Origin of the sequence: Sphingomonas yantingensis, assembly GCF_014199325.1 — a bacterium.
Taxonomy (GTDB): Bacteria; Pseudomonadota; Alphaproteobacteria; order Sphingomonadales; family Sphingomonadaceae; genus Sphingomonas; species Sphingomonas yantingensis.
On record NZ_JACIJJ010000002.1, the window covers coordinates 376,143 to 395,217 of the forward strand.

16 protein-coding genes are annotated in these 19,075 nt (G+C 68.7%); 4 read left to right on the plus strand and 12 right to left on the minus strand.

The genetic code is table 11. From position 1 onward, the window contains the following. Positions 1 to 58 precede the first annotated feature (58 nt). From FHR19_RS08020 to FHR19_RS08060, 9 genes are all read right to left on the minus strand, one after another. Entirely contained in the window at positions 59 to 1,537 is a 1,479-nt protein-coding gene (locus FHR19_RS08020; protein ID WP_184026753.1) for an efflux transporter outer membrane subunit, read from the minus strand. Further along, a complete protein-coding gene (locus FHR19_RS08025) occupies positions 1,534 to 4,731 on the minus strand; it encodes an efflux RND transporter permease subunit (protein WP_343053210.1) in 3,198 nt (1,065 codons plus the stop codon). Before FHR19_RS08025 ends, FHR19_RS08020 begins: the two co-directional genes overlap by 4 nt. A gap of 6 nt (positions 4,732 to 4,737) precedes the next feature. Further along, a complete protein-coding gene (locus FHR19_RS08030) occupies positions 4,738 to 5,949 on the minus strand; it encodes an efflux RND transporter periplasmic adaptor subunit (protein ID WP_184026755.1) in 1,212 nt (403 codons plus the stop codon). Between the two features lie 132 nt (positions 5,950 to 6,081). Further along, positions 6,082 to 6,621, minus strand: coding sequence for a GNAT family N-acetyltransferase (locus FHR19_RS08035; protein WP_184026757.1), 540 nt, complete (start codon positions 6,619 to 6,621; stop codon positions 6,082 to 6,084). Continuing rightward, a complete protein-coding gene (ribH, locus tag FHR19_RS08040) occupies positions 6,618 to 7,037 on the minus strand; it encodes a 6,7-dimethyl-8-ribityllumazine synthase (protein WP_184026759.1) in 420 nt (139 codons plus the stop codon). Before ribH ends, FHR19_RS08035 begins: the two co-directional genes overlap by 4 nt. Then, positions 7,037 to 8,182: a 3,4-dihydroxy-2-butanone-4-phosphate synthase gene (ribB, locus tag FHR19_RS08045; RefSeq protein ID WP_184026761.1), complete on the minus strand. Its 1,146-nt coding sequence runs from the start codon at positions 8,180 to 8,182 to the stop codon at positions 7,037 to 7,039. The genes ribH and ribB overlap by 1 nt, the downstream gene beginning before the upstream one ends. Beyond that, positions 8,169 to 8,777, minus strand: a complete 609-nt coding sequence (locus FHR19_RS08050) for a riboflavin synthase (RefSeq protein WP_184026765.1) — start codon at positions 8,775 to 8,777, stop codon at positions 8,169 to 8,171. Before FHR19_RS08050 ends, ribB begins: the two co-directional genes overlap by 14 nt. Continuing rightward, positions 8,777 to 9,739 carry a bifunctional diaminohydroxyphosphoribosylaminopyrimidine deaminase/5-amino-6-(5-phosphoribosylamino)uracil reductase RibD gene (gene ribD / locus FHR19_RS08055; RefSeq protein WP_281375660.1) on the minus strand — a complete coding sequence of 321 codons (963 nt, stop codon included), beginning with the start codon at positions 9,737 to 9,739 and terminating at the stop codon, positions 8,777 to 8,779. The genes FHR19_RS08050 and ribD overlap by 1 nt, the downstream gene beginning before the upstream one ends. After that, entirely contained in the window at positions 9,736 to 10,086 is a 351-nt protein-coding gene (locus FHR19_RS08060) for a hypothetical protein (protein ID WP_184026767.1), read from the minus strand. The genes ribD and FHR19_RS08060 overlap by 4 nt, the downstream gene beginning before the upstream one ends. Positions 10,087 to 10,212: 126 nt before the next feature. Between FHR19_RS08060 and FHR19_RS08065 the strand changes: the two genes are divergently transcribed. Further along, complete coding sequence (locus tag FHR19_RS08065) at positions 10,213 to 10,467, plus strand: FeoA family protein (protein ID WP_184026769.1); 255 nt, start codon at positions 10,213 to 10,215, stop codon at positions 10,465 to 10,467. Further along, positions 10,467 to 12,317, plus strand: a complete 1,851-nt coding sequence (gene feoB, locus FHR19_RS08070) for a FeoB small GTPase domain-containing protein (protein ID WP_184026771.1) — start codon at positions 10,467 to 10,469, stop codon at positions 12,315 to 12,317. The genes FHR19_RS08065 and feoB overlap by 1 nt, the downstream gene beginning before the upstream one ends. On the opposite strand, the gene FHR19_RS08075 is transcribed toward feoB, so the two are convergent. From FHR19_RS08075 to FHR19_RS08085, 3 genes are all read right to left on the minus strand, one after another. Further along, a complete protein-coding gene (locus FHR19_RS08075) occupies positions 12,280 to 13,425 on the minus strand; it encodes an alpha/beta fold hydrolase (protein ID WP_184026773.1) in 1,146 nt (381 codons plus the stop codon). The genes feoB and FHR19_RS08075 overlap by 38 nt on opposite strands. Next, positions 13,422 to 13,604, minus strand: coding sequence for a DUF4169 family protein (locus FHR19_RS08080; protein ID WP_184026775.1), 183 nt, complete (start codon positions 13,602 to 13,604; stop codon positions 13,422 to 13,424). The genes FHR19_RS08075 and FHR19_RS08080 overlap by 4 nt, the downstream gene beginning before the upstream one ends. A gap of 72 nt (positions 13,605 to 13,676) precedes the next feature. After that, positions 13,677 to 15,569, minus strand: a complete 1,893-nt coding sequence (locus FHR19_RS08085; RefSeq protein ID WP_184026777.1) for a putative bifunctional diguanylate cyclase/phosphodiesterase — start codon at positions 15,567 to 15,569, stop codon at positions 13,677 to 13,679. A gap of 270 nt (positions 15,570 to 15,839) precedes the next feature. Between FHR19_RS08085 and ssb the strand changes: the two genes are divergently transcribed. Both ssb and FHR19_RS08095 read left to right on the plus strand, forming a co-directional pair. After that, positions 15,840 to 16,382 (plus strand): single-stranded DNA-binding protein, encoded by a 543-nt coding sequence (gene ssb, locus FHR19_RS08090; RefSeq protein WP_184026779.1) that lies wholly within the window; start codon positions 15,840 to 15,842, stop codon positions 16,380 to 16,382. A 195-nt stretch (positions 16,383 to 16,577) separates the two neighbouring features. Beyond that, positions 16,578 to 19,013 carry a GAF domain-containing hybrid sensor histidine kinase/response regulator gene (locus FHR19_RS08095; RefSeq protein ID WP_343053211.1) on the plus strand — a complete coding sequence of 812 codons (2,436 nt, stop codon included), beginning with the start codon at positions 16,578 to 16,580 and terminating at the stop codon, positions 19,011 to 19,013. Positions 19,014 to 19,075: the final 62 nt, after the last annotated feature.

Consider the following 19,075-nt stretch of genomic DNA (forward strand, 5'->3'; position numbering starts at 1 on the left):
GCTTCTTCTCCCACGTCGCAGAAGAAGTGGGACCCCGGATCAAGTCCGGGGTGACGGTTTACCGGTTGGTCTTCAGAGCCTCACCCGCGCGCGGGTTTTCCGGCGGCCCCTCGACCGCGTCGGGCACCAGTTCGCCCCCGCCGAGCGAGCGATAGAGCTCGACCAGATTGGTCGCGCGCACCAGCCGCGCCGACGCCAGCGCGCGCCGCGCCGAATAGAGCGTCCGCTGCGCATCCAGCGTGTTGAGGAACGGGTCGATCCCCTCGCGATAGCGCGCCTCCGACAGCCGCAGCGTGTCCGCTGCCGCTTCGTAGAGTCCCTGCTGCGCCCTGAACTGGTCGGCGATGACCGCGCGCCTTGCCAACGCATCGGCGACCTCGCGGAACGCGGTCTGGATCGTCTGGCGATAGGTCGCCGTCGCCGCATCGCGCCGCGCGCGCACGCTTTCCAGATTGCCGGTCAGCGCGCCGCCCTGAAAGATCGGCGCATTCACGTCGGCACCGGCGTTCCAGATCAGCGTGTTGCCCGTGAACAGCGAGGTGAGCGCATTGCTGGCGAATCCGACAAGGCCCGTCAGGCTGATCGTCGGGAAAAAGGCAGCGCGCGCCGCGCCGATCCGCGCATTGGCGGCGCGCAGCGTATATTCGGCCTGCACCACGTCGGGCCGGGCGAGCAGTACGCGCGAATCGAGATTGGCGGGTACATCGGCGATCAGCGGCTCGGCGCTTTCGATCGCGGCGGGCAGCTCGGCATCGGTGACGGGCGCCCCCACCAGCAGTTGCAGCGCGTTGCGATCTTGCTGGACCAGCGCGGTCAGGTCGGCGCGATCGGCCTCCGCCTGACGCAGCACCGTCTCCGCCTGGCGAAGGTCGGTGCGTGCGATGATCCCGCCGGTCAGCCGCGCGCGGGTAAGCGCGACCGTGCGCTCGGCGCTCTTCACCGTCTCCTCGGCGATGGCGAGGAGGCTGCGGTCGCTCGCCAGCGTGTAATAGGCGGTCGCGGTTTCGGCGACGAGCGTCAGCCGGGCGGCGCGCACGCCCGCGACGGTGCCCAGATACTCGGCAAGCGCGGCGTTGGACTGGGAGCGGATGCGGCCGAACAGATCGATCTCGAACGCGCTGAGCCCGATCGAGGCGTTGTACTGTTCGCTGACGCTGCCGCCGTTCGCGCCCAGCCCCTGCGCCGCGCCGCGATTGCGTGCGATCGAGGCGCCGGCGGTGGCGTCGATCTGCGGCAGGAACTCGGCCCGCGCGACGCGAAGCTGCCCGCGCGCCTCGCGCACGTTCGCCAGCGACACCTGCAGGTTCTGATTGTTGGCGATCGCCCGGTCGATGACGGCGATCAACCGCGGGTCGCGAAAGATCTCGCGATAGCCGACCGGCCGCGCACCGCTGGCGGGCAGCGGCGGCTGGTCGCCGCCCGGAACGACCGGGAAGGCGCTGGGCACCGCGGGGGAGGGGCGCTCGTACGCGGGCTCGAGGCTGCATGCCGCGAGCGCCAGCGGCGGCAGGGTAAGGAAAGTCAGGCGGCGGATCATAGCGTGGGTTCACCCTCGGTCCCGCGTTCGCGCTGGTCGCGGCGATGCGCTTCTTCCTCGTCGGCGCCGTGCACCTTGCCGCCGAAGAGCTTGCGCACGAGCACGTAGAATAGCGGCACGAAGAAGATGGCGAGCACGGTCGCGGCGATCATGCCGCCGATCACCGCGGTGCCGATGGCGACGCGGCTGGCGGCACCCGCGCCGGTCGAGATCGCCAGCGGCACGACGCCGAAGATGAACGCGAAGCTGGTCATCAGGATCGGGCGCAGACGAAGGCGTGCCGCCTCAAGCGAAGCCTCGACGGGGCTCATCCCCTCGCGCTCGGACTGTTCCGCGAATTCGACGATCAGGATCGCGTTCTTGGCGGACAGGCCCATGGTGGTGAGCAGCCCGACCTGGAAATAGACGTCGTTCTCAAGGCCCCGCAGCCACACCGCGATCGCCGCGCCGAGCAGGCCGAGCGGCACCACCAGCAGGACCGAGAACGGCACCGACCAGCTTTCGTAGAGTGCGGCAAGGCACAGGAACACGACGAGGATCGACAGCCCGTAGAGTAGCGGCGCCTGGCCGCCCGACAGCCGCTCCTGATAGGAGAGGTCGGACCAGGCGACACTGACGCCCTGCATCTGGCCGACCAGTTCCTCCATCTTGTCCATCGCCGCGCCGGAGCTTTCGCCAGCGGCCGGCTCGCCCTGGATCTGATAGGCGGGCTGGCCCTGGAAGCGGGCGAGGACGGTGGGGGCGACGCCCCATTCGGCCCTGGCGAAGCTGGTGAAGGGGGCCATCTGGCCGCTTGATCCGCGAACGAACCAGTTGGACAGGTCCTCGGGCCGCGAGCGATAGCCGGCATCGCCCTGGACATAGACTCGCTTCACGCGGCCGCGGTCGACGAAATCGTTAACATAGACGCCGCCCCAAGCCGCCGACAGCGTCTGGTCGACCTGCGTGGCGCTGAGGCCGAGTGCGCCGAGCTTGGCCTGATCCATCTCGATCTGGAGCGTCGGCACGTCGGGCAACTCGTTCTGGCGGACGTTCGACAGCGCCGGATCGGCCGACGCCTTGGCCAGCAGCTCGTCACGCCGCGCCTTGAACGTCTCGCGGTCGAGACCGCCGGTGTTGAGCAATTGCAGCGTGAAGCCGCCCGCCTGGCCGAGGCCCCGGACTGGCGGCGGGTTGAGTGCGAAGAACTGCACGTCGCGAAGTCCGCGCAGCGCCTGTGTCGCTTGGCGCGTGATCGCCTGCGCGCTGTTCTCCGCGCCCTCGCGCTGGTCCCAGGGGGCAAGCGCGACGAAGCCGCGGCCGGCATTCTGTCCCGCGCCGCCCGGACCCGATCCGCTGATCGTGTAGACGATCGAGACATTGTTCTTGGCCGGGCCGAGGAAATATTTCTCGATCGCCTGCGCGGCGGCGAGCGTGCGTTCCTGCGTCGCACCGGCGGGAAGCGTATACTGGATCTGCGCGCGCCCCTGATCCTCGCTCGGCAGGAAGCTGGTCGGCAGGCCGATAAAGACGAGGACGAAGAGCGCGCAAAGCCCGGCATAGACGGCAAGCGCCAGCACGCGCCTGCCGAACACCCACTTCACCGTGTCGCGATACTTCTCCGACGTCCGCTCGAACCCGCGGTTGAACTTCTCGCCGAATTTCTCGACCAACTGGCCGACCTTGTTCTTCGGCTTCTTCTTGTCCGCCGGACGCTTGAGCAGCGTGGCGGTCAGCGCCGGCGACAGGACGAGCGCGACGATCACCGACAGGATCATCGAGGAGATGACGGTGATCGAGAACTGACGATAGATTTCGCCGACCGACCCGCCGAAGAACGCCATCGGCGCGAACACCGCGGACAGAACGAGCGCGATGGCGATCAATGCGATCTGGATCTCGCCCATCGAGATGATCGTCGCCTCCTTGGGCGACATCTCGGGATTTTCCTCCATCACGCGCTCGACATTCTCGACGACAACGATCGCGTCGTCGACGAGCAGGCCGATCGAGAGGACGAGGCCGAACAGCGTCAGCGTGTTGATCGTGAACCCGGCGATGGCGAGGATCGCAAAGGTGCCGAGCAGCACCACCGGCACCGCGATCGCCGGGATCAGCGTCGCACGCCAGCTTTGCAGGAAGACGAACATGACGATGACGACGAGAATGATCGCCTCGATCAGCGTCTTCACGACTTCCTCGACCGACAGCTTGATGAAGGCGGTGGAGTCGTTCGGATAGGCGTATTTGTAACCCGGCGGGAAGGACGCCGCCTGGCTCTCGACCTCGGCCTTGACCAGTTCGGCAGTCTTCAGCGCGTCGGCGCCCGGCGCCAGCTGGATCGCGATACCCGCGCCCGGATGGCCGTTCAGCCGGCTGATCGTCGTGTAGTTCTCCGCGCCGAGCTCGACGCGCGCGACGTCGGACAGGAGCACGCGGCTGCCGTTGGTCTGCGTCTTGACGATGATGTTCTTGAATTGCTCGGGCGTCTGGAGGCGCGATTTGGCGGTCACGGTCGCGTTGAGCATCTGGCCCGGCGGGGCGGGCTGCTGGCCGATCTGGCCGGCGGCGACCTGCGTGTTCTGCGCCTCGATCGCGGCCGTTACGTCGCTGGGCATGAGTTGGTAGGACGACAGCGCATAGGGATTGAGCCAGATGCGCATCGCGTACTGCGTGCCGAACACGTTGACGTCGCCGACCCCGGTGACGCGGCCCAGCCGATCCTGAAGGTTCGAGACGAGGAAGTCGGCGACGTCGATCGCGGTCGTCTTGTCGCTTTCGTCATAGACCGACACGACCATCAGGAAGTCGGCGTTCGACTTGGTGACGGTCAGGCCCTGCTGCTGCACCTGCGCCGGCAGGCGGGGGAGCGCCTGCTGCACCTTGTTCTGGACCTGCACCTGCGCGATGTCGGGGTCGGTGCCCTTCTCGAACGTCACCGTCACCGTGACCGAGCCCGCCGAGCTCGACTGCGACGAGAAGTAGATCAGGCCGTCGATGCCGGTGAGCTGCTGCTCGATCACCTGCGTGACCGAACTTTCGAGGATCTCCGCCGACGCGCCGGGATAATTGGCGCGCACGTTGATCTGCGGCGGGGCGATGTCGGGATATTGCTCGATCGGCAGCGTCAGGATCGCGCCGACGCCCGCCAGCATGATAACGATCGCGATGACCCAGGCGAAGATCGGCCGATCGATGAAGATCCGTGAAATCACGAGGGGTTAGCGCCCGCTCTTGGCGGCGTCGCCGCTGGGCTTGGGCTGCTGGCGGGGCGGCGAGCCGGCGGGGACCGGGCGCACCGCGGTGCCGGGCTTCACGTTCGCCAGCCCCTCGGTAATCACCTTCTCGCCGGCTCGGAGCCCCGCGGTGACCAGCCACTTGTCGCCGATCGTTCGCGTCGCGCGCACCTTGCGTTGCACCGCCTTGTTGTCCGCGCCGATGACGAAGACGGTGGCGTTGCCGCGCGCGTCGCGGGCGACGCCCGCCTGCGGCACGAGGATTGCCTCCTCGGCCGTCGCCTGGCTGAAGCGGGCGCGGACATACATGCCGGGCAGGAGGATGCCCTGCGGATTGGGGAATCGCGCGCGCAGCGTGACGGCGCCGGTGGTGGCATCGACCATCGCCTCGGCGAACTGGAGCGTCCCGACCTGACCATAGTCGCTGCCGTCCTCAAGGCTGAGCCGCACTTCGGCGGTCGACGGGATCACGCCGTCGGTCGCGAGCGCGCGGCGAAGCTGGAGCAGCTCGGTCGAGCTTTGCTGTATATCGACGAAGATCGGGTCGAGCCGCTGGATCATCGCCAGCGGATCGGCCTGGTTCGCGGTGACCAGCGCGCCGGTCGTGAACAGGCTGCGGCCGATGCGCCCGGTGATCGGCGCGGGCACGTCGGTGAAGCGAAGATTGATGCGCGCGGTGTCGAGCTGGGCGCGGCCCTGCTGCACCTGCGCCGCGGCCTGGCGCGCGGCGGCGACGGCGTCGGTGTAATCCTGCTTGGCGACGGCCTCGATCTCGGCCAGCGGGCGGAACCGCTCCGCCTTGGCGGTGGTCGCGACGCGGTTCGCCTCTGCATTGGCGACGTTCGCCGCCGCCTCGTTCACCGCGGCCCGGTAGAGGCGGGGGTCGATGCGATAGAGCGTCTGGCCCTTGCGAACGACGCTGCCCTCGGTGAACAACCGTGCTTGGATGACGCCGGACACCTGCGGCCGCACTTCGCTCGTCTCATACGCCGCGGTGCGACCGGCGAGTTCGTTGACGAGCGGCACCGCCTCGCTCTTCATCACGACATAGCCGACTTCGGGCGGGCCGCTCGGCCCCTTGCCCTTCGCCTTTTCCTGATCCTTGCCGCCCCCCGAGCAGGCGGCGATCATCAGCACGACGGGGAGCAGGAGCGCTAGGACGGGTCGCAAGGCGGGCCTTCCGAAGATTGCAGGCATGACAGGGCACCGCAGCATGCTGCGGTGAAACGCCGACCGGAACGGACCATCAACGATTTGGGTTCCAACGGACTTTGGACCATGTCGCCGCTTTCGCCGCAGTGCGCAACGACGCGTTTGTCGCAAAGTTTGTCAGCGGCGGCGGGCGCGCCACTCGGCCGCCGTCTGGCCCCAGGCGTGGACGGCCAGATCGTCAAGCGGCGGGGGCAGCGCGACCGGCCCGCGATCGCGCGATCCCAGCCGCTCGGCGAGCGCGATCGAGCGGGTGTTTTCGGGCGCGATCGTGTGGATCACATCGTCCCAGCCGAGCAGGTCGAATGCGAAGTCGATGCAGGCGAACGCCGCCTCATGCGCGTAACCGCGCCTGGCAAAGGCGGGGTGGACGCCCCAGCCGACTTCGGTCCCCGGCCACCCCTCGGGCTGCCACGGGCCGATCCGGCCGACCCAGGCGCCGGTCGCGCGCTCGATCACCGAGAACATCGAGAAGCCCCGCACGTCCCATGCACCGCGGCGCAGCGCAAAGTCGCGCCACGCCTCCTCCCGCCCGCGCGCCCCGCCGAGGAATCGCATCGTCTCGGGATCGGCGGCCATCTCGGCCCAACTGTCGAGGTCCTGCGGTTCCGGCAGGCGAAGGAGGAGCCGGTCGGTGAAGAGGACCGGCCCAGTCGTCACGCGAAGCGTTCGCGCAGTGCCATCAGCGCGAGCGCGGCCTTCGCCGCCTCGCCGCCCTTGTCCTTTTGGGCCGGGTCGGCGCGGACGATCGCCTGTTCCTCGTTCTCGGTCGTCAGGATGCCGTTGCCGATGGCGAGGCCGTCCATCGTCATGGCCAGGATGCCGCGCGCGCTCTCGCCCGCGACGATCTCGAAATGATAGGTTTCGCCGCGGATGACGACGCCGATCGCGACATAGCCGTCATAGAGCCCGCTCTGATCGGCAAGCGCGATCGCGGCGGGAATCTCGAGCGCGCCGGGCACCGTCACCGTCTCCGACGTGTGGCCCGCGGCCTTGATCGCGGCGCGGGCGCCCGCGATCAGCATGTCGTTCAAATGGTCGTAGAAGCGCGCCTCGACGATCAACAGCTTGCCCATCAGGCGGCGTCCTCTTCCAGGGTGATCGGCCGCTCGCCGACGATCGACAGGCCATAGCCCTCGAGCCCGACGAGCGTGTGGTGGGTGTTGGTGAGGAGCGTCATCTCCTCGACGCCGAGTTCGGTCAGGATCATCGCGCCTACGCCATAGTCGCGCAGTTCGTCCATGTCCGCGGGCGCGAGCTTGCCCTCGCGCGCCATCAGCGCGGTGGTGAAGGCGTCGCTGCGCGGCTTGTTGATGACGACGATGACGCCCGCGCCCTCTTCGCCGATGATCTCCATCGAGCGGCGGAGAAGCGAGCCGCGCTGCCCCGCCTCGCCGAACAGGTCGGGCAGGGGAGAAAGCGCGTGCATACGGACGAGGGTGGGCTTGGTCGGGTCGATCCGGCCCTTGACCAGCGCGATCTGCTCGGTCCCCTGCGCGCGATTCCAATAGGTGATCGCCCGCCACTCGCCGCCCCAGGCGCTGTCGAAGCGGGTCTCCGCGCGCTTCTCGACCAGATGGTCGTAGCGGCGGCGATAGGCGATCAGGTCGCGGATCGTGCCGATCTTGAGGTTGTGGAACTGCGCAAAGGAGACGAGGTCGTCGAGGCGGGCCATCGTCCCGTCCTCCTTCATGATCTCGCAGATGACGCCCGAGGGGTTGAGCCCGGCGAGCCGCGACACGTCCACCGCCGCCTCGGTATGGCCGGCGCGGACCAGCACGCCGCCCTCACGCGCGACCAGCGGGAAGACGTGGCCGGGGGTGGTGATTTCCTCCGGCCCCTTCGACGCGTCGATCGCGACCGAGATGGTGCGTGCGCGGTCGGCGGCGGAAATGCCGGTCGTCACGCCCTTCACCGCCTCGATCGAGACGGTGAAGGCGGTCTGGTGCCGGGTGCCGTTGGCCGCACTCATCAGCGGCAGGCCGAGTTGATCGGTCCGCGCCTTGGTCATGGCGAGACAGATCAGGCCGCGGCCGTGCGTCGCCATGAAGTTGATCGCGGCGGGCGTCGCCATCTGAGCCGGGATGACGAGGTCGCCCTCATTCTCCCGATCCTCGTCGTCGACGAGGATGAACATGCGCCCGTTGCGCGCCTCGTCGATGATCTCCTCGGGGCTGGAGAGGAAAGCGTGGCGGAGACGGGAGACTTCAGGTTGCGGCACGCGCCTGTTCCATGCGCTGGAGGTAGCGGGCGAGCACGTCGATCTCGAGATTGACGGCGCGGCCCGGCTTGAGATCGGCAAAGGTCGTGACCTCGGCCGTGTGAGGGATGATGTTCAGGCCGAAGCGGACGGCGTCGGCCGTGTCCTCGACCGAATTGACGGTCAGCGAGATGCCGTCGACGGTGATCGAACCCTTGGCCGCCACATAGGGGGCGAGATCGCGCGGCGCCTGGATCGTGACGCGCAGGCTCCCGCCCTCGGGCACGACCGCGGCGACGGTGCCGACCGCATCGACATGGCCGGTGACGATATGCCCGCCCAGTTCGTCGCCCAGCCGCAGCGCGCGTTCGAGGTTGAGCGCGCGCCCCTCGGTCCACATGCCGTCGGCGGTGCGCGACACGCTTTCGGCCGACACGTCGAAGGAAAGGCGGCCGGGCGCCTTGTCGACCACGGTCAGGCAGACGCCCGAGCACATGACCGACGCGCCGAGGTCGATCGCGGCAGTGTCATAGGCGGTGGAGACGATGACGCGCAGGTCGCCCTGCGTTTCGACGGCCTCGATCCGGCCGACATCGGTGACGATTCCGGTAAACATCAGGCGCGCCCGTACACCTCAAGCGTATCGACGCCAAGCGTCCGCCGGTCGGACAGCCGCCAGCGCCCATGCGCCTGCCCCAAATCCCTAAGCCCGATATCGCCGAGCGTCCGCGCCGCCCCGATCAAAATCGGCGCGCGGTAGATCAGGAGCCGGTCGACAAGGCCGGCCGCGAGAAAGGCGGCGGCGGCAACCGCGCCGCCCTCGATCAGCAACAGGTCGCCCGGCAACTCGGCAATTGAAGCCGGGTCGCGGACCGTCAGCCAGCCATCGGGCGCGTCCAGACCGCGGCTGAGCAGGACGCGCCGCGGCGCACGATCCTCAACGCCCAGCAAACGCACATCGAGGCGAGGCGTGTCGGCGGCGAGCGTGCCCGCGCCGACGAGAATCAGGTCGTGGCGGCTCCGCTCCAGATGCGTGTGCGCGCGCGCCTCCGCGCCGGTAATCCACTGGCTCCGTCCGTCGCCCATCGCGACGCCGCCATCGAGCGAGAGCGCAAGCTTCAGCGTGACATGCGGGCGGTCCTGCGTCCGGCGGGTGAGGAAACCGGCCATCGTATCCCGCGCCTCTGCCGCGCGCACGTTGCAGCAAGTCTCGATTCCCGCGGCGGCGAGGCGAGCGAGCCCCGCGCCGTCGGTGCGCGGATCGGGGTCGCGGATGGCGGCGACCACGCGGGCGATACCCGATTCAGCAAGCAGGTCGGCGCATGCCGGCCCGCGCACCGACCGGTGGGCGCAAGGCTCCAGGGTTACATAGGCCGTTGCGCCGCTCGCTGCGTCGCGCGCCATGGCAAGCGCCATCGCCTCCGCGTGGGGACGACCGCCGGGCTGGGTCCAGCCACGGCCGACGACGCGCCCGTCTTTCACGATCACGCATCCGACGCTGGGATTGGGCGACGTGCGCCCGACGCCGCGCGATGCCAGCGCGAGCGCCGCCCCCATCCAGCGCTCGTCGTCGGTCAAAGGCCCCAGCGCTCCAGCTTGTCATTGAGGCGCTTGAATTCGGCCTTTCGCTCTTCCTGCTTGGCTTTGAGCTCGGCCATCAGCTTTTCCTTCTTGGCCTGGTCGATCGCCTGCTGCGCTTTGATCTGCGCGTCGGTCCGGTTGGCGGGCCAGCTTTCGAAATAGGTGATCTCGGGCGGCTTGTACGGCTTCTCGATCTTCGAATCGACGTAGAAGGCGGCGATGACGACCGTCGTCACGATGATCGCCAGCGCGAGGAAGATCAGCTCATAGGGCTGCCGGTACGACAGGAACAGGCGCAGGTCGCGCCACGCGCGCAGCGGCGAGAGACGTTCGAGGAAGGTCATTGAGTGAAGATAGGGCGTCGGGCCGCGACAGGCCAGCCCCGCTGCCCGCCTCGCCCGGCGGCGGCGTCGTCGTCGTTCGTACAATTAACGCTGGCGCTCGCGCGCTTCTATTGATAATCGCTCGCAATGCTTTCGCCGACGCTCAGCCTCGTCCAGTTGTCGCGCGACGCCCGCGCGGTCGTGCAGGCGGTCGACTGGCAGTCGCTTTCGCTGCCGGAGGCGCGGCGGCTGCGCGAACTCGGGCTCGACGAAGGGGTGGCGGTCGAGATGGTGCACCGCTCGACGCTTGGCGGCGGGCCGATCGCCTGCCGCATCGGCCGCATGACCATCGCCATCCGCCGCCACGTGGCGCGCGCGATTCACGTCGCGCCCGCAACCTAGTGCATTCCGCCCCCCTGATCGCGCTGGTCGGCAATCCCAATGCCGGCAAGTCGGCGCTGTTCAACGCCCTCACTGGCGCGCGGCAGAAGGTGGGCAACTATCCCGGCGTCACGGTCGAGCGGCATACCGGCCGTCTGTCGCTTGCCGACGGGCGCCCGGCCGAACTCATCGACCTGCCCGGCACCTACAGCCTCGATCCGTCGAGCCCCGACGAGCGCGTGACGCGCGACGTGGTGCTCGGAAAGCTGGCGGGCGAGCGGCGGCCCGACGCGCTGCTCGTCGTCGTCGACGCGGGCAATCTCGACAACCACCTGCGCTTCGTCCTTCAGTTGAAGGCGCTGGGGATGCCGATCGTCGTGGCGCTCAACATGATCGACCTCGCCGAGCGTGACGGCCTGACGCTCGATCCGGAGCGGCTGTCGCAGGCGCTGGGCTTGCCCGTCGTGCCCACCGTCGCGGTCCGCCGCCGCGGCCTCGACGCGCTTCGCGAGGCGCTGGTCGAGGCGCTGCGCCACGTCTCCGACACGCCCGCCGAGCCGGTGCTGCTCGACATCGCCATGCTCCAGCGCGAGGCGCGCCAGCTCGCCGCCGCCGCGACGGTCAGCGAGACGCGCTCGCGCCGGCTCGCGCACCGGCTGGACGGTGTGTTGCTCCATCCGGTCTGGGGGATGGCGGTGCTGCTGGCGCTGCTGTTCGTCATCTTCCAGTCGGTTTTCGCTTGGTCGGCGGTGCCGGTCGGCTGGATCGAGGACGGTATGGCTGCGCTGAGCAGCGCCGTCTCGGCGACGCTGCCCGAGGGGTTCGTCCGCTCGCTAATCGTGGATGGCATCATCGCCGGTGTCGGTGCGGTGATCGTGTTCCTGCCGCCGATCCTGATCCTGTTCGGCTTCATCCTGCTGCTCGAGGCGTCGGGCTACATGGTCCGCGCCGCGTTCCTGATGGACCGGCTGATGGCGAGCGTCGGGCTGTCGGGGCGGGCGTTCATCCCGCTGCTGTCCAGCTTCGCCTGCGCGGTGCCGGGGATCATGGCGACGCGGACGATCGACGATGAAAAGGACCGGCTGACGACGATTCTGATCGCGCCGCTCATGACCTGTTCGGCGCGGCTGCCGGTCTACACGATCATCATCGGCGCGTTCATCCCCGACCGCGCGGTGCTGCCGGGCGTGGGGCTTCAGGGGATCGTCCTGTTCGGGCTCTATATCGCCGGGATCGCGGGGGCGTTCGTCGCCGCGCTGGCGCTGCGCCGCTCGGTGACGAAGGGGGCGTCTTCGGGCTTCATGCTCGAGATGCCGCGCTACCAGATGCCCAACCTGCGCGACTTCGCGCTCGGCCTGTGGAGCCGCGCGGTGGCGTTCCTGAAGCGGGCGGGGACGATCATCCTCCTCACCACCGTGATCCTCTGGGCGCTCCTCAGCTTCCCCAAGGCGCCGCCGGGTGTGCCGCAGACCGAATATTCAGTCGCCGGCCGGATCGCGAGCGGGCTGGAGGTGATCGTCCGCCCAATCGGCTTCAACCACGACATTGCGCTGGCGCTGATCCCCGCGATGGCCGCGCGCGAGGTCGCGGTGGCGGCGATCGGTACCGTCTATGCCGTCGACGATGCCGAGGGGGACAAGGGACAGGCGACGATCCGCGAGCAGCTTCAGAAGCGCTGGAGCCTCGCCACCGCGCTCGCCTTCCTCGCGTGGTTCGTGTTCGCGCCGCAGTGCATCTCGACGATCGCGGTGACGCGGCGCGAGACCAATGGCTGGAAATGGCCGCTGTTCATGGTCGGCTACCTGTTCGCAGTGGCGTACGTCGCGGCGGGGATCACCTACTGGATCGCGGTGGCGGCGGGGCTGGGCTAGCCGTCCGCGCCAGTAGCTCGACCAGATCCTTTTCCCAGAACCGCGCCCAGGTGTGCGTGCCGTGCCCGCGCGTTTCGGGTGTCTCGGCGATCATCCGGAACCTTGCGGTCGGCATCCGCTTCAGCGCCTCGGCCGGATAAGGCAGCCCGCGCGGGTTGATGAAATCGTCGGCCGAATTGATCCACGTCATCGGCGTGCGGATCGCCTCCAGCCGCGGCCACGGATCGTAGTTCCGGCTGGCGTCGAGCTGATAGATGAGGTCGTTGGCATCCAGCCCCGCGATCGAGGCGGCGACCCGCTCCTGCGCATAGGCACTTGCCTTCGTCCGCGTCGGATAGGTGGCCTGAAGATAGAGCGGGGCGCCGCCCGCGACGAACAACAGGCTCGCCGCGGTGCGCAGTCCCGCCGCCGGCTGCGCCTTGTAATCGCCGCCCGCCCAGACCGGATCGGCCTTGATCCCGTCGATCGCGAGTTGCCGCCACATCCGGTTGAGCCCCGCGATTGCCACCGGCTCGCACGCCATCGGCATCAGCGCGCGGGCGAAATCGGGATGCCGCTCCGCCATCACGAAGCCGTGCATGCAGCCCATCGAGGTGCCGAAGACGAGGCGCGGATGCGCGACGCCCAGCCCCTTGGTCATTAGCGCGACCTGTGCATCGACCATGTCGTCATAGTCATAAGCGGGAAAGCGCATGTGCAGCCCGTCCGACGGCTTCGACGACTCGCCATGGCCGATATTGTCGGGCAGGATGATCCAGTATCTGGCGATGTCGAGCGGCTGGCCGGGGCCATAGAGCCGGTCGGCGAATTGCGGCTGGAGGAACTGCGCGCCCGTGCCGCCGGTGCCGTGAAGCACCATCACCGCATTGTCGATCGCACCCGAGGCGTCCCGATGCGGCTTGCCGAGCGTGCGGTAGTGCATCCGCAACGCGGGCAATCGCCCGCCGCTCTGAAAGGCGAAGTCGCGGATGACATAGTTGCCTTCCTTTACAGGCCAGCGCGTCGGGGCCGGGGCGGGGGCGGTGCTCGCCGCGGCGGGCGGCGGCGCGGCGGTCTGCGCGAAGGCGGGCGCAGCGAAGAAGGCGGCGGCGAGCAGGGCGGCTTTCATTCGGCCTCCTCGCGCTTGGCGCCCGTCAGCAGCCGCTCGGCCCGCGCCTTGTCGATCGCGGCGGCGTCCTTTTCGGCCTTTGTCCGGCCGAAGCGGAGGCGGTTCGCGTCGGCAATCGCGGTACGCGCGGCCTTTGCCTTGGCTTTGCGCGCGCGGTTCAGGTTTATCAGGTCGCCCATCAACGGCTCTCCGCAGTTCGCCGGCATCTTGGCGGGCCGCGGCGGCGAAGTCATCCTCGTTTCGCGCCGCCGCTAGCCCGCCAGCAACTGCGGCGTTTCGCAGATGATCTCCTCCCACGTGCGCGGGCGGCTGAGATAATAGCCCTGGACGAAATCGATGCCAATCAGCCCGGCCTCGAGGAGATGGGCCTCCAATTCGATCCCCTCGAGCACGCATTGCAGCGACAGCGACTGCGCCAGGCCGCGGATCGCGCCGATCAGCTTGCGCCCCTCGGCATCCGACAGGCGGGCGGTGAAGCTGCGGTCGATCTTCACATATTGGAACGGCAGCTGGTGCAGCGACGACAGGCTCGAATAGCCCGTCCCGAAATCGTCGAGCGCCAGCATGCAGCCACCCTCGCGCAACCGGCGCAGCGATCGGCCCGCGGCCTCCATGTCGGTGATGAGCGAGGATTCGGTCAGCTCGAAGACGACCTTCGACGGGTCGACGTTCGCGCGCGCGATCTTTCGCAGCAGCGCCTCGACCGTGGGATCGCTGACGAGGTCGAGCGCCGACAGGTTGAAGTTGATCCGCTTGCCCGGCGGCAGCGCGCCCAGCACCGACAGCGACTTGTCGAACAGCTCGAGCGTCAGGCGGTTCATCATTCCCGTCCGCTCGGCCGCGGCGATAAGGATGTCGGCGGGCACCATGCCGATCCGGGGCGAATGCCACCGTGCCAGCGCCTCGTAGCCGACGATGTCGAGGCTTCGCGCCGCGTAGATCGGCTGGAAGACGACGCTCAGTTCCTGCGTCAGGTCGGCGGTCTGGAGTGCAGCGTCGACCAGCTTGCCCGTTTGCAGCACCTGGTCGAGTTCGCGTGTATACGACACCCAGCCGCCGCGCCGGTTCTCCTTGGCGTGATAGAGTGCGGCGTCGGCATGGTCGAACAGGTCGTGGGCGGTCCGCCCGCCCTCCGGGAACGAGGCTAGACCGAGCGAGCAGCCGACCGACAGGCGGGTGTCGCCCGCCCGGATCGGGTCGTTGATCGCCGCACACACCGCCTCGGCGATCCCGGCGACCCGGTCGGTGCCGCCGCTGACGAGAAGGCCGAACTCGTCACCGCCCAGCCGCGCGATCATCACGTCGGGCGACACCAGCGTGCGCAGCCGCTCCCCGATCGCCTGGAGCAGTCGGTCGCCCTGCGTGTGGCCGTAGATGTCGTTGATCGGCTTGAACCGGTCGAGGTCGACGACGCCGACCGTCAGCCCGGCGCCGTCGACCGTGAGCAGCCGGTCGAGCTCGCTGAAGAACAGCCGCCGGTTCGGCAGGCCCGTCAGCGCGTCGGTATGTGCGAGCACCTTGTTCTGCTCGCTGAGGCGGTTGGCCTGCTGCCGCTCCCGGCTCAGTTCGGCCTGCGACTGTTCGAGCTTCAGGAAAGAGGAGAAGGAATCGTTCAGCACCTTGATGATGACCGCGCTGACCAGCGCGATGTTGATCGCCACCGCGACCAGCACCTCCGTTCCCTTGATGAGGCAGTAGACGAGGAAGGTGCCGATCACGAGCACGCAGACAAGCTCGGCCGCCCGCGGCAGATAGGTGAGGCAGAAGACGCAGCCGAGCACGGTGACCGCGATGAACATCGCGACATGGCCGTGTTCGTACGGGCCGCCATATTGGTCGAGCTTCAGCGCCCAGGTGACGAACCCCGCGGCAAGGACGACGGCAAGCCGCGTGGTCCGACGCATCTGCGCGGTCGCGGCCTCGACGGTCAGCCGCGCCGGGTCGACCGGCAGCGTCCAGGCCAGCAGCCGGACGACGCAGGCGGCGACGAGCACCCCGGCGACGCCGATCGTCAGCCACGCGGGCGCAAGATGGCGATGGGTAAAGGCAAGCGCGGAAGCATTGACCGCGAGCAGCGCGTAGAGCGGGGGAATCTGCCGACGCAGATGGAGCAACTGCGCAACCTGTACCGGAAGCCGTTCCAAATACCGATCCTCGTCCCACGTTTCCCGCTGTCGCTGAGTACGATCCGGTACTGACGCATTACGGATAAGAATTGCCTAACCCGTCGCACCCGTAACATTACGGGGGCGTGCGCGGCCGGGATCCCGGGTCGTGACCGGAAGGCGTGACGCCGCCGAAAACGGGCATTATATACGCAGCAGCTGCGGCCGAGCGTGACGCCTATCCAGACTGTCTTGGTGGGGAGAAACGACGCGAACGCGTTGAATTTAAGATAAAGAAGGGAACAAGACATGGCAGGTTCGGTGAACAAGGTGATCCTCGTCGGCAACCTTGGCCGCGATCCCGAATCGCGCAGCTTCTCGAACGGCGGCAAGGTCGTGAACCTGCGCATCGCGACATCGGAAAGCTGGAAGGACCGCAATACCGGCGAGAAGAAGGAAAAGACCGAGTGGCACTCGGTCGCGATCTTCAACGAAGGGCTGGCGAACGTCGCCGAGCGGTTCCTGCGCAAGGGATCGAAGGTGTATATCGAGGGCCAGCTCCAGACCCGGAAGTGGCAGGACCAGAACGGCCAGGACAAGTACAGCACCGAGGTGGTCCTGCAGGGGTTCAACAGCGTTCTGACGATGCTCGACGGTCCGGGCGGCGGCCAGGGCGGCGGTGGCGCCGGCTCGCGCGGCGGTGACGATTTCGGCGGCGGCGGCGATTTCGCGGGCCAGTCGTCGGGCCGCAGCGGCGGCGGGTCGCGCGGCGGCGCGGGCGGGTCGGGCGGTGGCCGCTCGAACGACTATGGCGGCTTCCCCGACGATCTGGACGACGACGTGCCGTTCTGACCGCCGAGGTTATCGCGATTTCCAGGGGCTCGCGGGCATCGGTCCGCGGGCCCTTTTCGTGTCGGCGCCCCGCCACTTGGGGTCAGTCGTCCGCTTCGCGCGGAGCCTTTCCGGGGCGATCGCGTATAGCGGGCGATCGGGAGGTGCGATTCGTTGAAGGTTGCGGCAGTTCAGTTGGGCGAAAACGGATTCTCGGTGGAGCAGGTCGCCGAACAGCTCGCCGCGATGCACGAGGCGTCGCCGATCGCGCTGGCGATGCTCGACCTCGACCTTCGCTATCTTTGGGTCAACGACCGGCTCGCCGCGCTCAACGGTATCGAGCCCGCCGCGCATCTCGGCCGCACGATCGACCAGATCGTGCCTGACCTTGCCGAACAGGCGCGCACGATCTTCGCAAGGATGATGGCGGGCGAGGCCGTACGCGGCGTCGAGCTGGTGGGTGCGACGGGCGGCAGTCCCGACCGCACCAGCGTCTGGCGCCAGCACTGGATGCCGATCCGCGACGCGAACGGGCGCATGGTCGCGGTCGGCGTCGCGTCGGAGGACGTGACCGAGGAACGCCGCGCCCAGCGCGCGGTCGAGGCGCTCAACCGCATCAACACCGCGCTCGCCGCCGAGCATGATGTCGAGCGACTGGTGCAGATGGTGACCGATGCCGGGGTCGAGCTGACCGGCGCGTCGATCGGCGCCTATTTCCACAACGTCATGGACGAAAGCGGCGAGCGGCTGCACCTGTTCACGCTCGCGGGGCACGAGCGCGAGGATTTCGTGCGCCTCGGCCGCCCGCGCGCGACCGATTTGTTCGAGCCGATCTTCCGCAACGTCGTCATCCGGTCCGACGACATCACCCGGGATCCGCGATACGGCGGCAACGCGCCGTTCAATGGGATGCCGCCGGGCCATCCCGACGTCGCAAGCTACCTCGCGGTGCCGGTGGTGTCGGGGCAGGGCCGGGTGCTCGGCGGGCTGCTGTTCGGGCATCCGCGGCCCGGCGTCTTCACCGCGCGGCACGAGGCGTTGATCGTCGGCCTCGCCGCCCAGACCGCGGTGGCGATCGAGAATGCCCGGCTGCTGACCGCCGTCACCGCCGCCAACGAGACGCTGGAGCGGCGCGTGGCCGAACGGACGGCCGAGCTCGACCGCGTGTGGACGATGTCACGCGACCTGCTCGTGGTTCTCGGCCTCGACGGGGTGTTCCGCACCGTCAATCCAGCCTGGACCGCGATCCTCGGCCACCGGCCGGACGAGGTGGTCGGGCGCAGCTATCTCGACTTCCTGCATCCCGATGACGCCGAACTGACCCGCGCGGCGGTGGCGGGCGGCGTGGGGCAGGTGCCGGTGTTCGAGAACCGCTATCTCGCCGCCGACGGCACGATCCGCTGGATATCGTGGCTGACCGCGATCGACGGCGACCTCATCTATGCCTCGGGCCGCGACGTGACCGAGAGCCGGGAAAAGGACGAGGCGCTGCGCCGGACCGAGGGGGCACTGCGCCAGAGCCAGAAGATGGAGGCGATGGGCCAGCTGACCGGCGGCGTCGCGCATGATTTCAACAACCTTCTCACCCCGATCCTCGGCGGCCTCGACCTGCTGCGTCGCAAGTCGGAGGGGGACACGCGCAACCTTCGCCTGATCGACGGCGCGATCCAGTCGGCGGAGCGGGCGCGCACGCTGGTCCAGCGGCTGCTCGCCTTTGCCCGGCGCCAGCCCTTGCAGCCCGATGCGGTCGATCTGGCGGCGATGATGCACGACATGTCGGCGCTGCTCGCGACGACGCTCGGGCCGCAGGTGAGGCTGGTGCTGGCGGCGGAGACGGGCCTGCCGCCCGCGGTGGTGGATCGCAACCAGCTCGAAATGGCGCTGCTCAACCTTGCCGTGAACGCGCGCGATGCGATGCCGGAGGGCGGCGAGCTCAAGATCGCGCTGTCGCTGCGCGACGTGGCGGCGACGCCCGGCGGGCCGGCGGCGGGGCGCTATATCTGTCTGTCGGTGGCCGACACCGGCACCGGCATGAATGCCGAGACGACGGCGCGGGCGGTCGAGCCGTTCTTCTCGACCAAGGGGGTGGGGCGCGGCAGCGGCCTTGGTCTATCGATGGTCCACGGTCTGGCCCGCCAGCTTGGCGGCGCGCTCGAGCTTGAAAGCGCGCCCGGCGTGGGCACCACCGCGCGGCTGCTGCTCCCCGCCAGCGCCGCGCCCGTGACCGTCGCCGACACCCCGGCGGTGCAGGCCGCCCCCGTCATCCTCGGCCGCGTGCTGCTGGTCGATGACGAGGAGGCGGTGCGCGGTGCCGCCGCGCAGATGCTGAGCGAGATCGGTTACGACGTGATCGAGGCCGATGGCGCGGCGGCGGCGATCGCACTGGTCGAGGAAGGGCTGGCGCCCGACCTGCTCGTTTCCGACCATCTGATGCCCGGCATGACCGGGACCGAGCTTGCCCGGCACCTGCGCGGGCGGCTGCCGGCGATGGGGGTGCTGATCGTGTCGGGCTATGCCGACGTCGCAACGCTGTCGCCCGACCTTGCCCACCTGCCCAAGCCGTTTCGCGCGACCGACCTGTCGGCGGCGCTGGCGGGGGCAAAGGTGTTTCCGGTGGCGACCGTCGACGTCATCGCGCTCGATCCGCAATAGCGCCGCCGCCCCGAGTCTGCGAATTGCGTCCGCCCGCGCGCGGGTGCATCACGCGGCGCGTT